This is a genomic window from Muriicola marianensis, assembly GCF_014638095.1.
In the GTDB taxonomy this organism is placed as follows: Bacteria; Bacteroidota; Bacteroidia; order Flavobacteriales; family Flavobacteriaceae; genus Muriicola; species Muriicola marianensis.
On record NZ_BMFH01000002.1, the window covers coordinates 350,968 to 373,572 of the forward strand.

The following is a 22,605-nucleotide window of genomic DNA, read 5'->3' on the forward strand; positions in this document are numbered from 1 at the left end:
CTGTCCCAGGCAGGTTTTAGTATTCCATATTTGGAAATTAGTACTACATTTAAATTACCAGTAATCAACCGATCCTATGAACGGACTCCGACGTTCCTTTCCCTTTTTGTTGTGTCTCATTTTCGCCATAAATGCCAAAAGTCAGGTCAGGAATTTGTCTTTTGAGGGCGACCGACCCGTAATGAAGGCCTTGAAACTCACCGAACTTCCATCTATAGACGGGGAGGTACTGAATGACCCGGTCTGGCAGAACATACCTATGTATGGGGATCTGATACAGACTCAGCCTCGGTTCGGATTTCCTGCCAGTGAAAGGACCGATATTCGGATTGCCTATTCAGAGGATACTTTTTTTCTTTCGGTGGTTTGTTTCGATTCCAGGCCTTCTGAACTGGTGATCTCAGACGCCAGGAGGGATGCCGATCTCGACAATACGGATGCCTTTCTCTTCATTATCGATACCTATAAAGATGGGCAGAACGGCTTTATTTTCGGGACGAATTCCCAGGGGGTGGAGTACGATGCACAGGTAGACAATGAAGGACAAGGCAATTTCAATGTCAATCGGCAGCAGGGAGGGACGATTGGAGGTTTTAACCTCAACTGGGATGCGAGCTGGGTGGTCCGTACCCAGGTAGGAGATTTTGGCTGGAGCGCAGAATTTTCCATTCCTCTGAGGACCATTCGATTCCAGTCCGGGAAAGACTGGGGTATCAACTTCCGGAGAAATATCAGGAAGACCAACGAGATCGCTTACTGGGCACCCATACCCCTGGGTTTTACATTTAACAGGCTATCTCTTGCAGGGACCCTTACGGATCTGGACCTCAGGAGTCCCGGGAATCTGAAAGTTATACCCTATGTTCTGGGTCGACTTGAAAAAGACTATCAACAAACCGATCCCGAGCTTGAATTCTCCCCTGATGCCGGAGGGGACATCAAATACAGCATAACCCCCAGCCTGACCCTGGATTTTACTTATAACACTGATTTTGCGCAGGTTGAGGTGGATGACCAGCAGGTGAACCTGGACCGCTTTAACCTTTTCTTTCCGGAAAAGCGAGCCTTTTTCCTTGAAAATGCAGGACTGTTCACCGTGGGTAGCCCGGGGGAGGTCGATCTTTTCTTCAGCCGGAGGATTGGGATAGGTACCGCTGGGAACCTCGTGCCTATTATAGGGGGGACAAGGTTGTCAGGAAAGCTAAACAGGACCAATGTCGGGCTTTTGTCCATGTTCACGGACGATGTGGCCGATGCGGGGATCGAGAAGAACAATTTCAGTGTAGCCAGGGTCAACCACGAATTCAAAGGACGGTCTGCCCTGGGCGCGGTCTTCGTGAACAGGGCCGGCCTGGAGAGAAGTGACGATTTCAACAGAACGGCCGCCATCGATGGGAAACTGGGGCTGGGAAACAAGGCGAGACTTTCGGGTTTTTATGCCCGCACCTATGATCCCAACGATACAACCCAGGCACATGCCTACAAGCTGCAAGCCGATTATTTATGGAACAATTTGGAAATGAGGCTGGCTTATACAGAGGTAGGGCAAGGCTTTAACCCGGAAGTGGGTTTCCTGCTTAGATCGGCCTTCCGGAAACCAGAGGCCCTGGTCTTGTATCGATATCGTCCCAAAAACCCGGAATCCCGTATCCTTGAACTCAGACCCCATGTGTCTTACCGTGGCTATTGGAATTTTGAGGGATTCCAGGAAACGGGGTTTTTACACCTCGACAATCACTGGGAATTCAAGAGCGGCCTTGAATTCCACACCGGAATGAACCTGACCACGGAAGGGGTGGTCAGTGATTTTGAGATCTCAGACGGGGTGATCGTTCCCGCCGGCACCTATGACCATACGGAAGCCCAGATAATCTTTTTTACCAACCGAAGTAAACCGCTTTCAGTAAATATCCGATCGGTTATGGGAGGTTCCTTTGGAGGGTCCAGATACCTCAACAGCGGTACCCTTACCTATCGTCAGGGTGATAATTTCAACATCGCTCTGACGTATCAGAACAATAGTTTCGACCTTCCGGGGGGTAGTTTTTCGGCCAATATCCTAAGGACCCAATTGTCCTATGCATTTACACCCCGTATCTATCTTCAGGGCCTGATCCAGAACAATACTGCAGACGAAATATGGGCGGTAAACCTGAGGTTCAGCTGGCTGCAAAGAGCGAATACCGGCCTGTTTGTAGTGTACAATCACAACCTTCAGGGAGGAGACCCACTTAACAATAGTTTTATCATTAAGTATACCAGGATGTTTGATTTGGTAAATTAGGCCGGACAACTATTCTTTCAATTCCGGATAAACAACTTCCTCGCTGATCTCCGGTACATTCCCGGCGTATTCTTTTCCCCTTAATTTCCCGACCGTATGAGCCTGTAATTCTTCTTCCGGATAGGAATGGATAAGGTCCTGCAGGGCTTTTATATCCAGGTCTTCCTCAACCTCTATCAGCCATTTGTCGGACAATTCCTCATCGAGGATGAGGGGCATTCGCGGTCCTGCCAGTTTAGGGTTGTTGTGAATATGAGCCATCATCGGATTTCCTTCTGTGGTGACAATACTGAACGTATTCAGGTATTCTCCGGTCTCAGGATCGAGCCAGGGATTCCACAGACCTGCAAACACCAGAGGCTGTCCATCTCTGCGCGAGATGAAATGGGGGTAGGTTTTGCCTTTGAAGTGATGATGCTCGTAAAATCCGTCCACGAAGATCAGACAGCGATGATATTTGGCGGCAGTCCGAAAGGCGGGTTTTTCAAAGATGGTCTCCCCCCTGGCATTCAGGGTGTTGTTCCAGATCTTTTTCTGTTGATTGTGATCCTTTACCCAGTGGGGCACCAATCCCCAGGTAGCTACCCTTGGGATCGAGGGTTCATCATCCGTGTAGATGAACAGCCGCGGGTGCTGAAAGCCGGAGGCGTGATAAATCGGGAGGTCTGTTAATGGGGCGAGTTTTTCTTCGATCTCCCGTATAGCGATCTCGTCCCCGTACTGGCGGGCGCGCTTGAGTTGGGCTTCCAAACTGGCTTTGATGTCGTAACACATAAGACCTTAGAGTTGGGTTAATCAGATCCGGAATATCCCGGACCTTTGATAAAACGCCCCGGAAATGCACCTGTATGATCTCCGTCTTTCAATACGGGCACGCCGTTTACCAGGACATGGATCACACCTGTGGCGTACTGATGGGGTTTCTTAAATGTGGCGTGGTCGGTGATCTTTTCAGGATCGAACAGGACCACGTCGGCATAATATCCTTCCCTGAGCGCGCCTCTCCTGTCGAGTTTTAAATTGGTAGCCGGCAACAGGGTCAGACGGCGGATAGCCTCCTCAAGGGAAATGACCTTCTCCTCCCTGACGTAATGGCCCAGCAGGCGGGCAAATGAACCATAGGCCCTGGGATGTGTGCTTTGTTCCAGGAAAACCCCTTCATTGGTATAGGACCCTGCATCGGAACAGATGGCCATAAACGGCAGGGCCAGCTTCTTTTTGATATTGTCTTCAGACATGGAGAAATACACTACCTGTATACGGCTGTCGTCCTCAAAGATGAGGTCGGCCACCGTCTCGTTCGCCGGTTTTCCCCGTTCAGCAGCTACCTCGGCCAGGGTCTTGCCGATAAGGTGTCTCAGGTCCTTATTCCTGAAGCCCACCAGGAGAATGTTTTCAGGGGGTACATGGAAATCGACCTCCCGGATCATCTTTTTCCGGGTCTCAGGTTGCTTCATCAGCTCGATGGTCCTGTCGTGGCCTCCTTCCTTGGCCCAGGCAGGGAGCAGCACATTGAGTCCGGTTGAACTGGCATTATACATATACATGTCGGTCGTAATGGCGAGGCCTCTCTCCCTGGCACTGTTAACTTTTTGAATGGCGCTGTCCAGCAGGTGCCAGTTGGCCGTGCCCGAGGCTTTAAAATGGTAGATCTCTGCCGGCAGATCGGCTTCTTCGGAGATCCTGATCAGTTCGTCCACTGCGTCCAGTAATTTACCTTCCTCGTCCCGGATGTGAGATACATACATCCCGTTATATTTGGAGGCAACCTTGGCCAGGGCAATGATCTCCTCGGTTTGGGCGTGTCCGCTGGGTACGTAGATCAGGGAGGTGGAAAGCCCTACGGCTCCTTCTTCCATGGCCTGTTGGACCAGGGATCCCATTTGAGACAATTCCTCATCCGTGGGCACCCTGTTCTCATAGCCCATGACGTATTCCCGCACCGTCCCATTACCCACGAAGGAAGCGATATTGGGTGAGATCCCTTTTTGCTCCATATGATTCATGTATTCTCCCAGCGTTCTCCAGCTGACATCATATTGGATGCTTCCCTGATTCTCCGCCATTTCAGCTGCCATTTTCTCATTGAGCGGCCCCATGGATCGGCCTTCCCCCAGGACCTCCAGGGTTACTCCCTGTCTGATATCGCTCTGGGATCGCCCGTCTTCGATAAGAGAGACATTGGCCCAGCTCAGCATGTTGATAAAGCCCGGGGCCACAGCGAGACCGCTAGCATCGATCTCCTGGTTACCCACAGCTTCATCCAGTTCTCCGATGGCAGCAATCGTATCGGCATTGATCCCTATATCGGCATATATGCCTTCCTCCCCGGATCCATCCAGGACCAAGCCATTCCTGATAAGGATGTCATAGGAATTGGGCTTCGAACAGCTTAAAAATGCAACGGAAATAATAAACAGGATCAAGTTGGAAGTGGTACGCATACTTCAGAATTTTAAGGAGGCGGTTATGATTTCTGCCATGGGCAGTCCTCTAAAAATAGTCCAAATAATGAGCACTCCCAAAACTTTCATCTTTGTACTTTTGCGCAAACTACCGCATATGAATTCCCGTAAACAACAACTGGAGGCGCTCGACCGGCTTCTGACCATCATGGATGAATTGAGGGCACAGTGTCCCTGGGACCGGAAACAGACCATGGAGAGCCTGAGACACCTCACCATAGAGGAGACTTATGAATTGGGCGATGCCATCCTAGAGGAAGATCTGCAGGAAGTGAAGAAGGAATTAGGGGACCTGCTGCTCCACATCTTTTTTTATGCCAAGATCGGGTCTGAGACCGGGGATTTTGACATTGCAGACGTTTGCCATTCCATCAGCGAGAAATTGATCCACCGACACCCCCATATTTACGGTGATGTGGATGTGGCCGATGAGGAGGAGGTGAAAAAAAACTGGGAGAACATCAAACTGGCCGAGGGCAAGAAAAGCGTGCTTGAGGGTGTACCGAATAGCTTGCCAGCCCTGGTAAAGGCCAATCGCATACAGGATAAGGTGGCCGGAGTGGGATTCGACTGGGAGGAGCCCCAGCAGGTGTTCGAAAAACTGCAGGAAGAACTGGGCGAACTGCAACAGGAGGTCCGCAAAGGAAAGCAGGAAAAAATAGAGGAGGAATTCGGAGATGTGTTTTTTTCCATGGTCAATTATGCGAGGTTTTTAAAAGTAAATCCCGAAAATGCCCTGGAGAGGACAAACAAGAAATTCATCAAAAGATTTGCCTACCTGGAGGAGAAAGCCAGGGAAGCGGGAAAATCCCTGAAAGAGATGACCCTGGCCGAAATGGATGTGCATTGGAATCATGCCAAAACCCTCTAATTAAAATCATATCCCTTGTTCAGGCAATACACACGGGAATTCCGATATAACATCAGGCTCTCCATTCCTGTCATCCTCGGCATGTTGGGGCATACCTTTGTAGCTTTTGCAGACAACATCATGGTAGGTCAGCTGGGAACGGCCGAGCTGGCTGCGGTATCCCTGGGTAACAGTTTTGTGTTTATCGCCATGTCACTCGGTATAGGGTTCTCCACGGCCATTACACCTCTGGTGGCCGAGGCAGACGGAGCCGGGTTGAAATCAGATGCCAAAAGGGCGCTAAAACACGGTTTGGTTCTGTGTACTTTGCTGGGCCTGTCCCTCTTTGTGCTTATCCTTTTGCTCAAACCCCTGATGTATATGATGGACCAGCCTGCCGAAGTGGTGGTACTGGCCATCCCGTATCTGGACCTGGTGGCATTCTCCCTGGTCCCCCTGGTCATGTTCCAGGCATTTAAGCAGTTTTCAGAAGGGCTTTCGCAGACCAAATATCCCATGTATGCCACCATCCTGGCCAATGTGATCAATATCGTATTGAATTACCTGCTGATCTTCGGTGCCTTTGGTTTTCCAAAAATGGGGATCGTCGGAGCTGCGGTAGGGACACTGGTGTCTCGCTTTGTCATGCTTGCATTTCTCTGGATTCTGTTGAACAAGAAGCAGAAATTCCACTACTATGTCTCTGCCTTTAACTTCAGGGAACTGGAGAGAAAGGTGATGAAGAAGATCATCGATCTCGGCTTTCCTTCGGCCCTTCAAATGTTCTTTGAGGTGGCCATTTTTACGGCTGCCATCTGGTTGAGCGGGGTGCTTGGGAAGAATCCACAGGCCGCCAACCAGATCGCCCTGAATCTCTCCAGCATGACGTTTATGTTCGGGATGGGACTGGGGGTGGCTGCCATGATCCGTGTTGGTAACCAAAAAGGACTGAAAGACTGGAGTGAACTCAGGCGCATTGCCCAGTCCATCTTTTTCCTGACCCTTCTCCTTGAGATCGGTTTTGCAGTTTTATTCCTCCTTTGCAGGCACTGGTTCCCTACTATCTATCTGGATGTGGACGATCTCGCCAATCAGGCAGATAATATGGAGGTGATCGGCCTGGCTGCCCAGTTATTGCTAGTGGCTGCCTTTTTTCAGATCTCCGATGGGTTACAGGTGGTTATACTCGGAGCCCTGAGAGGATTACAGGACGTAAAGATCCCTACGGGGATCACATTTGTATCCTACTGGTTGATCGCCTTTCCCATCAGCTATGTGTTGGGCCTGCACACTGAACTGGGCAGTACAGGTATATGGATCGGACTCTTATCCGGCCTTACTGCTTCGGCGATTATGTTGTATCTTCGATTCAATCATTTAACCAAAAAACTTGCGCTGGAACAAGCGAACAACTGATAGCTAAATAAAATTTCCCAAAAATGGACATACCCAAATTCTTATTTGGAGACAATACAGACTATCCATCGGCCATCTTCATCATACATACAGAGTATCCCCGCTTTATCATCAATCTGGAGAATGATGAGGTGATTTGGCTGGAGGAATTTTCCATGGAGGATGAGAAGGAGCTGGAAGCGGAGGCTCGCGAACTCTTTGAGGCGGCCAACGAATTTTACGACAGGGAGATAGGCAGATACGAGGACTGATATGCTGGAAGAACTCATCCAAATAGACCGGGAGACCTTCCTGTTCCTCAACAACCTGGGAACGCCGTCCTGGGATGGATTCTGGCTGTTTATGACCGGTAAATGGAGTTCCCTTCCCCTCTATTTTTTACTGCTCTTCCTGAGCGGCAGGATGCTGGGATGGAAGAAAACCTTTCTACTGCTGGTTGCAGTGGCCCTTCTGATTACGGTCTGCGACCAGTTGTCTAATTTCTTTAAATTGGGAGTAGGCCGACTAAGGCCCTGTTATGACCCTGAGTTAAACGGGCTTTTCCGACTGGTGAAAGCTTCCTGCGGAGGGAAATACGGTTATTTTTCGGCCCATGCTGCCAACACCTTTGCGGTAGCCGCCTTTTTTTCTTATCTGTTCAGGACAGACTTTAAATGGTTTCCCTGGGTGCTGATCCTGTGGGCAGGGGTGGTTTCCTACAGCAGGATCTATATCGGGGTCCACTTCCCTCTGGATGTGCTCTCAGGGGCTCTTGTGGGTACATTTATGGGCTGGCTTTTCTTCCGCTTGTATATCTTTGCCTCAGACAGGATCCGATTATGATCACACCGGCCCGATACTGGAGTTTGCTGCTATTGATCTCTCTGGTCTATCTCGCCGGTCTCTTCGCAACTCTTTTCGAAAACGATTCAGCTCAGTTTGCCGTCATGGCGATGAGGATGGTGCAGGAAAACGACTTCCTAAGCCTATTCAAAGGGCCCGAAGAATACCTGGACAAGCCGCATATGCATTACTGGCTGGCGGCGCTGGCTTTTAAGATCTTCGGGATACATGACTGGGCCTATCGTATCCCGGCCCTGCTGGCTTCCCTTTTGGGTGCCTGGAGTACCTTTGGGCTGGGCAGCGTGCTTTACAACAAGCAAGTGGGAAGACTGGCTTCCCTTATTTTCCTCACGGCTCAGACCATTGTACTCTCCAATATAGACGTAAGAACGGATGCCGTTCTGACCGGTTTTACGGTATTTGCGATCTGGCAACTGGCCAGGTACATCAGGGATTCGGATCTGTTCTCCCTTTTGCTTGGCGCCTTTGGTGCAGGGATCGCATTTTCCACCAAGGGACAGATCGCCTTGTTGGTCATCGGCCTGCCTGTACTTTGCCACCTGGCGTATACGAGACGATGGGAAGTATTACTCAGCTGGAAGGTGGTGGCTGCCCTGCTGGTCTTTGGTCTGACGATCAGTCCGATGTTATATGCCTACTACCAGCAATTCGACCTGCATCCGGAAAAAGTGATCAGGGGGCGCTCGGGCAGAAGCGGTATCCTTTTTATTTTCTGGGAACAGAGTTTTGAGCGCTTAAGCGGGGAAGGGGTTGGCAGAAACAGCAGTGATTATTTCTTCTTTTTTCACACCTTCCTTTGGGTCTTTTTACCATGGACTCTCATAGGAATCTTTGCCTACTGGACGGCCCTGCGAAAACTGATAAAAACTCATTTCAGAAAGAATTCAAAACTCGAATTGCTTACGGTGGGTGGTATTGGGATCATTTTTGTGATCATCAGTTTTGCCCAGTTCAAGCTCCCTCATTATCTGAATATCCTGATCCCTCTTTTTGCCATCCTCTCAGCCTCTTACTTGTTTTCCTTGAAAAGGAGGCAAAAGACACGGGTACTGAACCGTGTACTGGCCGCACAATACTTCATCCTGAGCCTGGTCTTCATCGCCACAGCCCTGATTTGTTTTTATGTATTTGAATGGAGAAACTGGCTGTCCTACCTTCCTTTGGGCCTGGGTTATGCCTTACTGGCTTATTTTATCGTTAAAAAAGAGGCTCCCTATCTGCGCATTATCACCATCACCGTCCTTGCCTCGGTATTACTGAACTCCGTGCTCAACCTTCATTTCTACCCCGAACTGCTCAAATACCAGGGAGGATCATCCATGGCCCGGATCGTAGAACGAGAGAACATCCCCCCGGACCGCATTGCGAAAATTTCTGAAAGGCATACTTGGGCACTTGACTTTTATAACCGGCAACCAGTAAAGATCATCTCACTGGATCAGTTGAAAGATCTAGATGATACCTGGGTTTATGTGACCGAAGAAGAGATGACCATGCTGCTCGGGCAGGATTTCACCTGGGACAGGGAATATTCGGTGGACCAATTCCGCATAACACGCCTGCAGGGAAAATTCCTCAATCCGAGTACCCGTTCCAAGGTGTTGAACAGGATGTACCTGCTTCATATACCCTGACTATTGTTGGAGATCGGGACTGGGCTTTCGGAAATGATACCAGAAGCCCGAGAGGGATACCAGGGCCGTGATCAGAAAAAAGATCATGCTGATCGCAACGGAGCGTTCTTCTTCCAATCCAAACCACAGCGCCCCGTAAAGGAAAACGAGTTCCCTGCTGCCTATCCCTCCTATAGTCAGGGGAATGACGGACACGATGGAGGAAATAAGGAAAATAAACAGGTACTCATAAGTATTCAGGGAGATATCCAGGGACCAGAGGATGAGCAACACACTCGTTAACTGTGCGAGCTGAACCAGGGCAGAGAGGAGGTTGGTCTTCCAGAAAATGGCCTTTACATATGGGAAAAATCGAACGTACACCCAATAGAAAATCAAAAAGCCCAGGGGCACACAGAAGAGCAACAGCCATCTGAAGGGGGTTAGGGGAGACCCCTCAAGGGTAAATCCCAGGATACAGGCAAAGACGAAGAGCAGGAGGAGTCCGCTCAGCCGGTCCAGCAACAACACAGCCACCACCCTTTTTGTAGACACTTCAAAGTGCTGTTTGAGGTAGTAGCCCTTGTAGGCGTCACCGCCGATCCCTCCCGGTAAAAAGAGGTTGTAGAACATACCCAGCAGATAAAGGCGGAGGTTTGTACCCGACCCCAGGGGAATGCCTATTTTATGGAAATACAGGTTGAGACGGATGGCCGCCACGAATTTGGAAACTACAAAAAGTAGTAGAGCTCCCATAAGGTAAAGGGAATTCGCATTTTTAACCGCTGAAATTACTTCCCTGAATGGGATCTTGGTAAAGATAAAATAGATCAGGGCGGCACTTACCACCACTTTCAGAAGAGTGATCCCTTTTTTACGCAGGCCGGCCTCCAATGCTTATGTTTTTTATGCGATAAGGCCGTTTGCTTTGGGATTCATAATAGGTACGGATCAGGAGTTCCATGACGATACCTATGGTGAACAGTTGAATACCCCCGAGGATGAACATCATCCCGAAGATCAGCAAGGGTCTGCTGCCTATGTCTTCCCCGAAACCGAGCTTTACCACAAGGAGGTATGCATTGATCAGAAGACCCAGCAGGATCAGGAATACCCCCAGGATACCGAAAAGGTGAATGGGTCGCTGGAAGTACTTTCGGATAAAGAGCAGCAGCATCATATCAGCGACCACTTTAAAGACGCGTTCCAGTCCGTATTTAGAAACCCCGCCGTGCCTGGCATGGTGCTTTACCGGTACCTGTTTGATCCGGGCCCCTTCCAGAAATGCGAGTAAGGTAATGAATCGGTGCATCTCTCCGTATAGATTGAGATCCTTGGCAATGTCCCGTGTAAAGACTTTCAAGGCACACCCGTTGTCCTTGATATCGAGCTTGGTCACCCGACGCACCAGGAAATTGGCGATCTTGGAAGGAATCTTCTTTACCAGGGAGTCCTTTCGTTTTTGCCGGATACCGGTTACGACATCGTATTCCCCGCTAAGGGCGTGTTCCAGCATTTGCGGGATGTCGCTGGGATCGTTCTGAAGATCCCCGTCCATGGTGATGATGTATTCTCCCTCCGCATAATCCAGTCCGGCTGCCAGGGCCAGGCTCTGACCGTAGTTCTTTTTCAGGGCGAGGAGGTGGACGCGCTTATCTTCCATATCCTGGATGACCCTGCGTGTTTGGTCCGTCGAAAAGTCATCGACATAAACGATCTGATAGTGATATCCTTTAAGGCTTTCGTGTATCTTTTCAGTGAGAAGGGCCACATTGGCCTCTTCATTGAAGAGAGGGACCACGATAGAAAGGAGTGCTTCGGTCTTGGGTCTCATGGGAGGTTTGTTGCCCGCAAATTTAGGGTATTTATTTCATTCCTTTCCGATAGGCATCGAGCAACTCCTCAGCAGCTCTGAAGGGAGAGATCTTCAGCTCTTCAACGGCCTTCTCCAGTTTGCTAATGGACTTCTTTACTTGGACTTGCTCATAGAATTGCCCTTTTAATAAGGTTTCAGTCGTCTGTTGGAACCAGTATCTGTTCTGGCCCTTCCTCTTTTGGTCGAAGTGTCCGGATGCACGGTTCTCATTAGCGTAGTCCTCTATCATTTCCCATATCTCGGGAATCCCGGTGCCTTCGATGGAAGAACAGGTAAGTACGCGGGGGACCCAATTGTTCTCCTTGGGGGGATAGAGGTGCAGTGCCTTTTCAAATTCGCTTTTTGCCTGTTTTGCCCGTTTGATATTTTCTCCCTCTGCCTTGTTGATCACAATGGCATCGGCCATTTCCATGATCCCTCTTTTGATACCCTGAAGTTCGTCTCCTGCACCAGTGAGCTTGAGCAATAAGAAAAAATCGACCATACTGTGGACAGCCGTCTCACTCTGCCCCACGCCGACCGTCTCAACCAGGATTACATCGAATCCGGCTGCTTCGCATAGGATAATACTTTCCCTGGTCTTGCGTGCAACCCCTCCAAGGGAAGTGCCCGATGGGGAGGGCCTGATAAATGCCATAGGGTCGTTGACCAGCTGTTGCATCCTGGTCTTGTCTCCCAGGATGCTGCCCTTGCTTACTGTACTACTGGGATCCACTGCCAGGACAGCCACTTTCTTGCCCATGGCCGTAAGCATGGTCCCGAATCTTTCAATAAAGGTACTTTTGCCCACCCCCGGTACCCCGGTGATCCCGATCCTCAGAGTCTCCCCCTTCATTGTCAGGCATTTTTCTATAATCCCATAGGCTTTTTCACGGTGGTCCGGATGGGTACTTTCTACAAGGGTGATCGCCCTGGCCAGCAGTGACTGGTTTCCCACACGGATTCCCTTCACCAGCTCCTCGACCGTGGGTGTTTTCAGCCTCATGGACCTCAGGTCAGAAGCACTCTTATCTCCTATGTTGCCCGTACTGCTCAAGACTTTTGAAAGATCGGTACCTGTACCTTGGTCCTGTCCCACATCAGGGAAAGGAAAAGTCCGTAGTCATCAGGAAAACTTATGGTAAAATTTTCCTGGGTGGCAGACATTTCTATCACAGATGCCTGCACCTGCAGTACATCCGTCTCCGGGTTCCTGGTGGCTTCTGTGCCTCCGCTGCTCAGAGTAGCTCCCCAGTCCGGTATCTCGCTGTTAAAAATGATCGTCCATTGCTTTTTACCAGGGATGGTCCAAAGGGAATAGGAACCTGCAGGAAGAGGTTTGCCCTTGATCATCAGGTCTGTTTTGGTCTCAAACCGTGTGGGTTCGTTGGCCCCGGTCCGCCAGACCTCGTGATAAGCCACCAGATCCCCGAAGATTACCCTTCCTTTTTTGGATGGACTGCTGTAATTGACCAGCAGGTCATAGCCGTCATTTTGATAGACCACGGTGGTTTCCGGGCTGTGTTTTTTAGTCTGCTGCCTCAGAAATGGCATACCGACAAAATAAAAGAGCAGGCCCAGTACCACCAGGATACCTATGACCCATTTCAGAATTTTCATTGTGTTTTGCGATTAGGATTATAAGGAACTAAGGTAGTGAATCGAACCTAAAAAAAGATTCATTCCTGTAGGTTTCTCCGGGTTGAAGGATACAAGAAGGAAAGGAGGAATGGTTGGGTGCATCCGGATAATTTTGGGTTTCAAAACAGATGGAAGGCAGATCTTTTGGAGTGTAGACAACCAGGGCCGGTTGGTTAGATTCTACGGTAAGCCTGATACCTGACACAGGGGAGTAGGCAAGGGCTTTGGGGTCTTTATCGGGATCGAACACATAAGGAGTGTCTAGGCGGGTCGATCCAAGGGGGCGCATGCTATGAAAATCGTATGCCGTGTCCATTACCTTCACAAGTTTACCTGTTGGTAAAAGGTTTTTCTCGGTCTCGAGTCGCTCCTCTGCAAAAATCTGTAAGTGCAGGTGATCGGGCGATCTCTCCCCGTCCAGTCTGAAATAGCTGTGGTTCGTCAGATTTACTACGGTCGGGCGATCGGTGGTGGCCTCATGGTAGATCCTCAAAGCGTTGCCCAGGAGTTGATAGGTGACCTGTACATACAGCTCGCCAGGATACCCCTCTTCCAGATGCGGGCTGAGGTATTCGTAGGTCACAAACGGATCCTTGCCATTATGGAATTCCTTTACTTTCCACATTCTCCGTCCCAACCCTTTTTTACCCCCGTGTAAATGCACTCCCCCTACAGCATCGATAGGGTAGGACGATTCCCCTATTTGTAACTGCGCACCGGAAATTCTGCCGGCAAATCGTCCTACACACGCACCCAAAAAACTTTCGTCTTTCAGGTAGTCTTCCGGATCCTGAAAGCCAACGACACAGTTCGTGAGATTTCCATTCCGGTCGGGAACCAGCAATTCCTGAATAATAGCCCCGTAGTTCAGGGTGGTAAGTTGCAGGTATTCGTTATTGACAGTGTGCAGTTTCAATGGGAGATCCAAAGATTTTATTAAAAATAGAATATTTTGCAACACTACCTTTTTTATATCGTCTTTTAGATAACAACTCGACCAACGTTGGACACAAACCTGGAGATAACACGGGACCTGGTAGAACGCTGCAAGGCGAACGACCGAAGCGCACAAATGGCCTTGTACAGGCAGTATTGCGAAGGGATGTTCTGCGTGGCCATGAGATTTGTCAGGGAACGGGACGATGCAGAGGACCTGGTGCAGGAAGCATTTATAAAAGCTTTCAGGAAGATCGAGCAGTTCAGGGGAGAGGTGACCTTCGGGGCCTGGTTAAAGCGAATCGTGGTCAACAAATGCCTTGACTTCCTCAAATCAAAAAGGGAAAGGCTTATCTCCATTGAGGAGCACGAGTTACAGATAGCGGAGGAACCCGACTGGACAGTGGAACGAAAGGTTTCTGTGGACGGGGTACTCGTAGCAATGGAAAGGTTACCGGAGAAATACAGGGAAGTCCTGCAGCTCTATCTCCTTGAGGGGTACGATCACAAGGAGATCGCTGAAATCCTGAACCTGACCCCGGTTGCCAGTCGGACCCGACTCATGAGAGGGAAAGAATATTTGCGCTCTTATTTAAATGAAAAAAAACATGAAACAGGATCTTAGAAAGCTTTTTGAAGCCGAACGAGCCAAAAAGCACAGCATGAAGGAAGGACACGAGGCCCGGTTTGAGCAGAGGCTGGATGAGGCATTTCCTCAAAAGCGCAGGTCTTTCTATTACCTGTTTGGCATGGCCGCTTCTGTGGTTGTGCTCCTGGGGCTGGGCTTCGTCTTCTACCAACAGATGCAGACAGAAATCCCTGTAAAGACCACTGTCGTTGACAAACAACCTGTTTCTGAAGAGCCCTATGCGATCTCTCTGGGAGACCTCTCTCCGGATCTCAAAAAGGTGGAGACCTATTATGTGAGCTCGATCAACCTTGAGCTTTCGCGCCTCGATCTCTCTGAGGACAATAAAGAAATAGTTGACGACTTTATGGGTCGGCTTGCCGAATTGAACCTGGAATACAGGGACCTGAACAGGGAGCTGAACGAGATCGGTCCCAATGAACAGACCATTGAGGCCCTGATCCGCAACCTCCAACTGCGACTGCAACTCCTGTTAAAACTAAAGGATAAATTAAATCATCTAAAATCATCAAACAATGAAACAGTTACGAACAACACCGTTTAAAGGATTCACTTTGGCACTGGCCATGATCTGTACGGGTGCCATCGCGCAGAAACAGACCAAGACCTACAAAGAGGAATTCAAAATAGAACCCAATGCCGTCATCGACATCAATACGAGCTATGCCGATATCCAATTTGAAACCTGGGATAAAAACGAGGTGGTGGTGGAAGGAACCATTGAACTGGAAGGGGCTACTGAGGAAGAAGCCAGGGCCTATTTTGAGAATTCGGGGATTGAGATTCTGGGCAACAGCAAAACCGTTGAGATCAGGACTTCCGGGAACAGCGGTTGGGGCCGCATAGCCGGAGCCTGGCCTTCGGCTGAAATGATGGAACTGGACTTCCGCATTCCCGATGTGGATGCCATCATCCATTCCATCGACATCCCTGAGATACCCCCTATGCCTGAGATGCCACCCTTGCCACCTATGCCCGATTTTGAATTCGACTATGAAGCCTTTAAAAAAGACGGGGAGAAGTACATGAAAAAATGGAAGAAGGAATTCAACAAGAGCTTTGACAAGGAGTACCAGGAGAAAATGGAGGCCTGGGGCCGGGAATTTGCTGCCAGGGCCGAGGCCAGAAAAGACCTGATGGAAGAAAGACGTGAAGTGATGGAAGAACAAAGGGCTGAGATGCGGGAGCAAAATGAACAGCTTCGGGAACAGGCTGAGCAGGCCAGGGAACAGGCCATGAAGGACCGGGAGCGAGCCAGGGAAGAAGTCCGCAAGGTCAGGGAGCAAATCAGGACGGAAATGAGGAATTCAGACGAATCTAACTTCTTTTTCCGTTCGGCTGATGGGGAATCCAAGTCGTACAAGGTTAAAAAGACCATCAAGATCAAAATGCCTAAGTCGGCCATCCTGAAAATGAATGTGCGGCATGGGGAAGTAAAACTGGCGGCCAATACCAGGAACATTCGTGCAACCTTGTCTTACGCAAGGTTGCATGCTGCCAGTATTGAAGGTAATGATACAGAGATCAACGCCGCCTACACCCCCGTGAAAGTAGCACAATGGAAATACGGAAATCTGAACACAAGCTTTACCGATCAGGTGGAGCTCGATGCCGTGACGGATCTGAACCTGAACGCTACCTCTTCCGAGGTGAAGATCAACAAGGTGCTCCGGAACCTGATCAGCAGGAACGAACTGGGGGCTATTTATATCAGCACTGTAGATCCCAATTTTAAAAAGATCGATATAGAAGTGAGGAACGGGGAATTTGAATGTGTTCTTCCCAACACCCCCTTTGCAGTATCAGTGAGAAATACCCAATCCGATTTCAATTTCCCTGCTTCCTGGATACTTAAAACCACCAAAGACGGTCCACGCGTCCTCTACACCGGAAATTCCGGCAAAGGCAATTCAGACAGGGTCTTTAAACTCAACACGGCCTATAGTTCCGTAGTATTGCAATAGAGATTACTCCTCCAGCACCAGGGTGCCAAAGATATCCGCATTGATCCACCCCTGGTTTTTATCTTCCCCGGGTACAAATACCGATCCCACAAAATTCTCCCTCTCTGCACTGCCGTCATTGTCACAGTACGCCAGGGCAAAACCGATCTTCTTATTTTTTTTCAGGGGTACGGGAATATTGATCCCTCCGTCCTGGTAATCGTCCTTAAACAGCCGGATGGCCAATTCCCAGGTGCTGAGATTTCCATCCACCCTGCGGGCAGAACGAATATGGTCGTTGTAGAGTCTGGGTTCCCGATCAGGGGCCAGGTCGACCACATTCCCATCCAGGGCAATGTGGTACGCAAAAGCATTGTGGCTGAACTGGTGCAACCCTCCCGAGTTATCCTCATCTATGAAAACCTCTACACAGTCGTCATCCCACCAGAGTTTCAGGGGGTCTTTTCGGGCGTCGTACAGGATGTCGTCAGTGATCTCGACCAGAACGTACAGGTAGTCCTCATCCCAGCTGAGTTTGTACCGCCCGTTAAAATCTTCAAAAGTATAGGCTTCACCAAGCCAGTTTTGATCCAGCAGATGCCAGGTAGCCATATTCCAGCAGGTTTCAGTGGCTAAACCATCCAGGGTAGGGGGGGTAGAGGTCTTCTTTACGACCAAAAGCTGATGGTCTTCTTTTTCGGTGGATTTGCCGCAACTTGTAATACAAGCCAGGGCGAGAATCAACATAGCGTATTTCATCACACAGGATTTTAAGTTCTCAAGGGCTCAATCACTCCTTGATGAATGAAAGCCATAGATTTGGGGTCCAGAGGGCAGATTAAAGATACAATTTAATCAGAATTCCCCTGCGTTTTAAAGAAAATCTCGATGAATGTCGATCTCCTGACCTGGGTCGATTTTATTGAGAAAGGCAAAGTAAATAGTTCCCGGGCAGATTCTAGTGACTATCCTTCTTGAGGTACTCCGCAAAATTCTCCTTAAACCGATTGAGGCGGGGGATGGAGACATTGCGGATGTAAGAGTCATTGGGATGTTTACGCTCGTAATCCTGGTGGTATTCCTCGGCCTTCCAGAAAGTAGTAAAGGGCTTGATCTCAGTGACGATAGGCTTTCCGTACACCCCACTCTCGTCCAGAGCTTTTTGGTACTCCTCAATGATCTTGCGCTCTTCCTCGTTCTTGTAGAAGGCGATAGAGCGATACTGCGGCCCCCGGTCCGGTCCTTGCCGATTGAGGGTAGTCGGGTCGTGAGAGCCGTAAAAGACCTGTACCAGTTCAAAGAAACTCACTTCTTCCGGATCGTAATAGACCTCTACGGCTTCGGCATGGGTGGTACGACCGTAACTCACCTGTTCATAGGTAGGATTTTCCTCTGTTCCGCCTGCATAGCCCGAAACTGCTTCCTTCACGCCTTTTACGCTTTCGTAAATAGCCTCCACACACCAGAAACAGCCGCTGGCAAAATAGGCGGTCTCGTATTTCTGAAGTTCGGTATCTGAGAGTTTCTCTTCCTGTGCCAGGGGTTCACCGGCCTGCTGGTCTGGACTTTTGGCCTTGGTCTGGCAACTCATAGAAACCAGGGCAATCACAGTAAAAAAGGTAGTTTTAAGCAATTTCATAGCAATTTTTTAATTTGATTTGCAAAAGGTATAAAACCTCATAAAAATCAGGGTTAAGACGATGTTAATTATCCCGAGAAATCATTCGGCCTCTCAGCTTAAACGATATGCTGACAATATCTGACGACTTTACAACTCCTTCGGGTGCCGGACCCGTAATGGATGCCTCCATTCCATGGGAGGACTACACACCTCTTGATCTGAGTACTGCCAACAGGGAATTGGAAGGAATAGACCTGGGTGATCCTGCGGCCTGCCAGGGATATATAGATTTAGTCCTGAGGCGGAATTCTGCCAGGATCGCCTATGGGGGATATCTGGAACAGCGCAATCTCTACCGGGGTAATGCGGGTTTTGAATCGGGTGAAGAACCACGTGATATTCACCTGGGGATTGATTTCTGGGCCGAGGCCGGGACGCCGGTCCTCGCCCCTCTTAGCGGAAAGGTCCACAGTTTTAAGAACAATGCAGACAAGGGAGATTACGGCCCTACCATCATCCTGACCCATGAGACTGGCAAAAACACTTTTTATACCCTCTATGGCCATCTTTCCCTCGAATCACTCGAGGGACTTTACCCCGGAAAACAGATAGGAAAAGGGGAGGTACTGGGATCACTGGGTACTCCTGATATCAATGTGAACTACGCGCCTCACCTGCATTTCCAATTGATTCTTGATATGGAAGGCAAACAGGGAGATTACCCCGGGGTATGCATGGCCTCTGATTTGGAATTTTACAAACGGAATTGTCCGGATCCCTTTTTAATCCTAGGTTCACAAGGACTTAAGGATCACTTCCGGCGGTGAAATAAACGTTGGAACACCTCGATGATAAGATGCACAGCAAACAATACAATAGTGCCCAGTGGAATTCCAAGGCTCAGACCCCAGAACAGTGACATAGCAGTTTGTCCACCCTGAAATGTCTCCGACTGCCCGAAGTTGAAGTTCATATTTCCCGCCAGCCCGTAGGATATCGGGACCCAAAGGAAGGCTAACACGATTACAATCTTTAGCGCAACCGCCATCGACCTGTAGAAAAAACCCTGGGGTTCCCTGAACCTCCTAACCCCGCAATAGAGGCTCATGGGTAAGGAAATAAGTCCGGCCCAGGTAATAAAACTGCCCAGGGGGACCGTATCGTTTTCTCCGAGGGGGTATTCCAGGGCGGGAGAGGCAGTGACCAGGAGATAAATCGACAGGGCACAGACGCCAAGGGAGAGGAATAGACCGATTAAACTCTTCTTCATACCTGCTAAGTTAATGGATTACCGGATAGAGTTAATTACGCCAAACTGAATTCACTTGCAGTTTCACATAATTATTTGTTCCGAAGCTTTCGATATTAGGAATATTAATTAGGCAGGCACCGATTAACGACCCCTTTTTCCGATTAGCGGTTTTGAGGTTCCGTGACGTTCACCGATGAATTTTTACACTTTACCCGGATTCTCGCCAGATACCGAAAAATAAGGGTTTTTCAGCGAACGACACCCCGGTGAAACCCCTGTCATCGCGTTTTATTTATATAAAACGCAAGACATGAAAACGCTCGTAACTTTCTTCTTCTTCTTCCTGATCAGCTTCGCTGCCCAGGCTCAGAATAACACTCCTGAAGTAAAGGTGGAAACTGCAAAAAAAGAAGTGGTTGCTCCTGCTGCTGAGAAGGAAAGCGTTGCCCGTCTGTATCGTTTTAAGAACAGCCGTATCAAAAAAGAGCTTTCTTTTAAGACTTCTAGAGGATCTTCTAAACTTGCCTAAGAACTAGTTAGGGAAATGCTGTTTTTTGATTTCGCCCGGCACTGAGAAATTATAATCCATCTCTTCAATCGTTTTAAAGCCATATTCCCCAAAAAGACTATCCGCTATTAAGTAGGCATTTGAGGAGGAATTAGCATCGTCCAGTTCGCATGTACCATTTTCCACCGGGATCCGGTTAGTGAATATACCACAGTGGCTGCCCATTTTGTGGAGGGGCTGCCATCGAGTAAGCTGGGGTGGTACTGGTAGGACAGTATAACGGTATCGCCGTATTTCCTTGCCTTCAGCCCGGCCATTTCATAGGTGTGAGCCGGAAGCTCGGCAAATGTTTTTTTTGCGTAGGCAATGACATTTTCCATTCCCTCAACCAATTCCTGTGCACCTAGATTGTCAAAATAGATAAGATCCGGATGTGCGTGGATGGCATATCCTTCGGCTTTTCCACTGGCCCATCCATCCAGCGCTTCCCTTTCTAATGCAATAACCTGGTCAATTGCTTTCATGATTCACTTTATTAAAAAATTGATTTAAATACATTTGATTCAGCAACTCCTGATATTCCGGCAGATCTCTCAAACGATCAAAAATAGGATCGATACCTAAGTAAGGCATATTCGGATCTCGTATCTCATAGGCCTTTTTGAGGTATTCGATTGCTCTTTCTGAATTTCCGGCCCGCGTGTACAAGGTGGCTATCTGCCAGGGGGTGTGATAGGCACCGTCCCGATCTTCACTTTTGTATTCAGCGACTCCGGAAAGGGCAGTCGGGTAGCCACCTTCTCTAAACCCTTCCTCCAGGATTTCTGCAGACCTGGCTTCTCCTTTTTCAAGGTAGGATACTTTAAACATCTCATATGACCTATCATATTCCCCAAGGTTGAAATACACGGTCCTCAGGGTGGAGTAAGCGATGGGATGATTTCCTCTGTCCTTAATTATATTCAGTAAGATGGCTTCGGCACTTCGAAATTTCCGGGCATAGTTAAGGACCATGCCGTAAAGGGACTGTATGAGTTCATTGAAAGGGTCTAGTTGAATGCTGAGTTCGGCCTCTGCTACGGCTTCCTGAAGCCGGTTGGTAATGGCCAGTAAATGGGCAAAATATGCCCTGCCTTTGGCATTATTGGGATTTAATTCTAAGGCGCGTTTAAAGGCCTTATATGCCTTGTCCCATTCCCAGTCGATCCATGTATGGAGAGAAGCCCGCCAAAAGTAAGATTCTGCATTTTCACCATCAAGGGACATGGATCTGTACATATTCTTGTAGACATTCGGCAAGGCCTTAGCCTGATTGACGAATCCCATTTGAGCCCTGCCAAGCCATACACCGGCCATGGCAGTATAAGCCGGCGCAAAATTCGGATCCAGCTGAGTCGACTTCAAAAAACATTCCAGTGATCGGTCCAGTCCCTCTTTGCTTAGTTGTTCCCAGTAGTGTACTCCTTTTAAATAGGTTTCATAGGCTTCAGGGATGACTTCATAATAATTTTCAACCTGATCTCTTTCTCTTTGGGTCAGTTTGGCATCGATCTCTTCTGTAATGTCCTTTACCAGTTCGTTGTACATGGAAAGGACATTTTTAAGCTCCCGATCGTAAGATTTGGCCCAAAGATGCTCTTCTTTAACAATCGTTTTTATGAGCTGGACCTGTATTCTGATGTGATTTTTATCTTTGAATACAGTGGCTTCGACAATGGCATCTACCCCGAGATCCCCGGCAATGTGCAACATGGGCGAAGTAGTATTCCGATAACGCAGTGTTGATGTCCTGGAGATGACCCTCAGGGAGTTGATCTGAGCGAGCTCGGTTATCAGAGCATCATGCATTCCATCTACGAAAAACTGTTGTTCGGGATCTCCTGAAAGGCTGTGAAAAGGTAGGACGGCTATAGACTCTATTATGTCTGACCCACTCAATTCCTTTTTCCTGTGATGAGAGGTCTTCGGGAATTCCGGGTCGGCTATAGCATACGTGGTAACAGGCAGTGCCACATTCTTTAAAGGGAGTTCACCGAGTTTATCAAAGATGATATCACAGTCATTTCCAATGGATTCTCGAACTTTTGACGAGAGAAAGATCCCGCCAGGATCTGCAATGGATTGCAACCTTGAGGCAATGTTAACGCCGTTCCCGAAGACATCGCCCTGCTCCACGGTAACTTCCCCAAAGTCGATCCCGATTCTGATCTTACATAGCAAGTTCCTGGCGTCCAGTTGTATATCCCTGGCGCATAGTGTGGCATCGAGAGGGTTTGCGAATCGTGCAAGCATTCCATCTCCCATCTCTTTGATCACCTCCCCATCATGTTTTCTGATCTGCTCCAGGTGAATCGCCCTGCTTTGTCTCAACAGCTCCAGGGTTTTGGTTTCGTCCTGTCCCATCATGGTGGTATACCCCACAATATCGGTAAACATGATAGCAGCTAGCTGCTTTTCAACGGACTGATGCATTTAGAGGAAGGTTGGTTACACAATCCTGAGTGGCCTGACCTTTAAATTAAGGTTTTAATCTCAATTTAAAAAGCATAAAAGATTGAAAATGTTGGGATTATGTAGATTCCAAAGACGATCCTTGTTAAGATCAAATCAAATAAATATTCAGATAAACAGAGCCATAACCTTTAGAGGAAACATTCACCTCAGCAAGCCTGTTTCGATATCAAAGGGGTACGAGTGCGGTAAATGAACGAATTGAGGATAGATAAACG

The 22,605-nt window shown here is 48.7% G+C and carries 23 protein-coding genes; 11 read left to right on the plus strand and 12 right to left on the minus strand.

Annotated elements, in window-relative coordinates; all coding sequences use genetic code 11:
* Positions 1-76 precede the first annotated feature (76 nt).
* On the plus strand, positions 77-2,284 hold the full coding sequence (locus IEV19_RS12520) for a carbohydrate binding family 9 domain-containing protein (RefSeq protein WP_188371074.1): 2,208 nt from the start codon (positions 77-79) through the stop codon (positions 2,282-2,284).
* Positions 2,285-2,293: 9 nt separating this feature from the next.
* Here the strand turns inward: IEV19_RS12520 and IEV19_RS12525 are convergent, their stop codons facing one another.
* On the minus strand, positions 2,294-3,058 hold the full coding sequence (locus tag IEV19_RS12525) for an SOS response-associated peptidase (protein WP_188371075.1): 765 nt from the start codon (positions 3,056-3,058) through the stop codon (positions 2,294-2,296).
* Positions 3,059-3,075: 17 nt separating this feature from the next.
* A complete protein-coding gene (locus tag IEV19_RS12530; protein ID WP_188371076.1) occupies positions 3,076-4,728 on the minus strand; it encodes an N-acyl-D-amino-acid deacylase family protein in 1,653 nt (550 codons plus the stop codon).
* 118 nt (positions 4,729-4,846) lie between these two features.
* Here IEV19_RS12530 and mazG point away from each other — a divergent pair, with 118 nt between their 5' ends.
* Genes mazG through IEV19_RS12555 form a run of 5 tightly spaced genes read left to right on the plus strand, consistent with a single transcriptional unit; the run spans position 4,847 to position 9,492 of the window.
* Positions 4,847-5,620 (plus strand): nucleoside triphosphate pyrophosphohydrolase, encoded by a 774-nt coding sequence (mazG, locus tag IEV19_RS12535; RefSeq protein WP_188371328.1) that lies wholly within the window; start codon positions 4,847-4,849, stop codon positions 5,618-5,620.
* A 15-nt stretch (positions 5,621-5,635) separates the two neighbouring features.
* Positions 5,636-7,015: an MATE family efflux transporter gene (locus IEV19_RS12540; RefSeq protein ID WP_188371077.1), complete on the plus strand. Its 1,380-nt coding sequence runs from the start codon at positions 5,636-5,638 to the stop codon at positions 7,013-7,015.
* Positions 7,016-7,038: 23 nt separating this feature from the next.
* Entirely contained in the window at positions 7,039-7,266 is a 228-nt protein-coding gene (locus IEV19_RS12545; RefSeq protein ID WP_188371078.1) for a DUF8828 family protein, read from the plus strand.
* 1 nt (position 7,267) lies between these two features.
* Complete coding sequence (locus IEV19_RS12550; RefSeq protein ID WP_188371079.1) at positions 7,268-7,837, plus strand: phosphatase PAP2 family protein; 570 nt, start codon at positions 7,268-7,270, stop codon at positions 7,835-7,837.
* The gene (locus IEV19_RS12555; RefSeq protein ID WP_188371080.1) at positions 7,834-9,492 is read left to right on the plus strand and encodes an ArnT family glycosyltransferase; all 1,659 of its coding nucleotides are present in this window, start codon (positions 7,834-7,836) and stop codon (positions 9,490-9,492) included. The genes IEV19_RS12550 and IEV19_RS12555 overlap by 4 nt, the downstream gene beginning before the upstream one ends.
* Here IEV19_RS12555 and IEV19_RS12560 read toward each other — a convergent pair whose 3' ends face one another.
* From IEV19_RS12560 to IEV19_RS12580, 5 genes are read right to left on the minus strand one after another with little or no spacing between them, the layout of a single operon-like run.
* Complete coding sequence (locus IEV19_RS12560) at positions 9,493-10,365, minus strand: lysylphosphatidylglycerol synthase transmembrane domain-containing protein (RefSeq protein WP_188371081.1); 873 nt, start codon at positions 10,363-10,365, stop codon at positions 9,493-9,495.
* Positions 10,346-11,305, minus strand: coding sequence for a glycosyltransferase family 2 protein (locus IEV19_RS12565; protein WP_188371082.1), 960 nt, complete (start codon positions 11,303-11,305; stop codon positions 10,346-10,348). Before IEV19_RS12565 ends, IEV19_RS12560 begins: the two co-directional genes overlap by 20 nt.
* A gap of 31 nt (positions 11,306-11,336) precedes the next feature.
* Entirely contained in the window at positions 11,337-12,383 is a 1,047-nt protein-coding gene (gene meaB, locus IEV19_RS12570; RefSeq protein ID WP_373284835.1) for a methylmalonyl Co-A mutase-associated GTPase MeaB, read from the minus strand.
* A complete protein-coding gene (locus IEV19_RS12575) occupies positions 12,380-12,946 on the minus strand; it encodes a DUF2911 domain-containing protein (RefSeq protein WP_188371083.1) in 567 nt (188 codons plus the stop codon). The genes meaB and IEV19_RS12575 overlap by 4 nt, the downstream gene beginning before the upstream one ends.
* 28 nt (positions 12,947-12,974) lie before the next feature.
* Positions 12,975-13,883 carry an aldose epimerase family protein gene (locus IEV19_RS12580; protein WP_188371084.1) on the minus strand — a complete coding sequence of 303 codons (909 nt, stop codon included), beginning with the start codon at positions 13,881-13,883 and terminating at the stop codon, positions 12,975-12,977.
* 87 nt (positions 13,884-13,970) lie between these two features.
* Between IEV19_RS12580 and IEV19_RS12585 the strand changes: the two genes are divergently transcribed.
* Genes IEV19_RS12585 through IEV19_RS12595 form a run of 3 tightly spaced genes read left to right on the plus strand, consistent with a single transcriptional unit; the run spans position 13,971 to position 16,516 of the window.
* Positions 13,971-14,528 (plus strand): RNA polymerase sigma factor, encoded by a 558-nt coding sequence (locus IEV19_RS12585; protein ID WP_308418543.1) that lies wholly within the window; start codon positions 13,971-13,973, stop codon positions 14,526-14,528.
* The gene (locus IEV19_RS12590; RefSeq protein ID WP_188371085.1) at positions 14,512-15,096 is read left to right on the plus strand and encodes a hypothetical protein; all 585 of its coding nucleotides are present in this window, start codon (positions 14,512-14,514) and stop codon (positions 15,094-15,096) included. The genes IEV19_RS12585 and IEV19_RS12590 overlap by 17 nt, the downstream gene beginning before the upstream one ends.
* On the plus strand, positions 15,068-16,516 hold the full coding sequence (locus IEV19_RS12595) for a DUF4097 family beta strand repeat-containing protein (protein ID WP_188371086.1): 1,449 nt from the start codon (positions 15,068-15,070) through the stop codon (positions 16,514-16,516). The genes IEV19_RS12590 and IEV19_RS12595 overlap by 29 nt, the downstream gene beginning before the upstream one ends.
* Before the next feature lie 3 nt (positions 16,517-16,519).
* On the opposite strand, the gene IEV19_RS12600 is transcribed toward IEV19_RS12595, so the two are convergent.
* Together IEV19_RS12600 and msrA are read right to left on the minus strand one after the other, a co-directional pair.
* A complete protein-coding gene (locus IEV19_RS12600) occupies positions 16,520-17,254 on the minus strand; it encodes a sugar-binding protein (RefSeq protein WP_188371087.1) in 735 nt (244 codons plus the stop codon).
* A gap of 199 nt (positions 17,255-17,453) precedes the next feature.
* The gene (msrA, locus tag IEV19_RS12605; RefSeq protein WP_188371088.1) at positions 17,454-18,134 is read right to left on the minus strand and encodes a peptide-methionine (S)-S-oxide reductase MsrA; all 681 of its coding nucleotides are present in this window, start codon (positions 18,132-18,134) and stop codon (positions 17,454-17,456) included.
* 107 nt (positions 18,135-18,241) lie between these two features.
* Here msrA and IEV19_RS12610 point away from each other — a divergent pair, with 107 nt between their 5' ends.
* A complete protein-coding gene (locus IEV19_RS12610; RefSeq protein ID WP_188371089.1) occupies positions 18,242-18,943 on the plus strand; it encodes a peptidoglycan DD-metalloendopeptidase family protein in 702 nt (233 codons plus the stop codon).
* On the opposite strand, the gene IEV19_RS12615 is transcribed toward IEV19_RS12610, so the two are convergent.
* Complete coding sequence (locus IEV19_RS12615) at positions 18,928-19,386, minus strand: hypothetical protein (protein ID WP_188371090.1); 459 nt, start codon at positions 19,384-19,386, stop codon at positions 18,928-18,930. The two genes, IEV19_RS12610 and IEV19_RS12615, sit on opposite strands and share 16 nt — an antisense overlap.
* A 292-nt stretch (positions 19,387-19,678) precedes the next feature.
* Between IEV19_RS12615 and IEV19_RS12620 the strand changes: the two genes are divergently transcribed.
* On the plus strand, positions 19,679-19,897 hold the full coding sequence (locus IEV19_RS12620) for a hypothetical protein (RefSeq protein ID WP_188371091.1): 219 nt from the start codon (positions 19,679-19,681) through the stop codon (positions 19,895-19,897).
* Between the two features lie 107 nt (positions 19,898-20,004).
* Here IEV19_RS12620 and IEV19_RS12625 read toward each other — a convergent pair whose 3' ends face one another.
* Together IEV19_RS12625 and IEV19_RS12630 are read right to left on the minus strand one after the other, a co-directional pair.
* On the minus strand, positions 20,005-20,400 hold the full coding sequence (locus tag IEV19_RS12625; RefSeq protein WP_188371092.1) for a nuclear transport factor 2 family protein: 396 nt from the start codon (positions 20,398-20,400) through the stop codon (positions 20,005-20,007).
* Entirely contained in the window at positions 20,387-22,348 is a 1,962-nt protein-coding gene (locus IEV19_RS12630; protein WP_188371093.1) for a TPR end-of-group domain-containing protein, read from the minus strand. The genes IEV19_RS12625 and IEV19_RS12630 overlap by 14 nt, the downstream gene beginning before the upstream one ends.
* Positions 22,349-22,605: the final 257 nt, after the last annotated feature.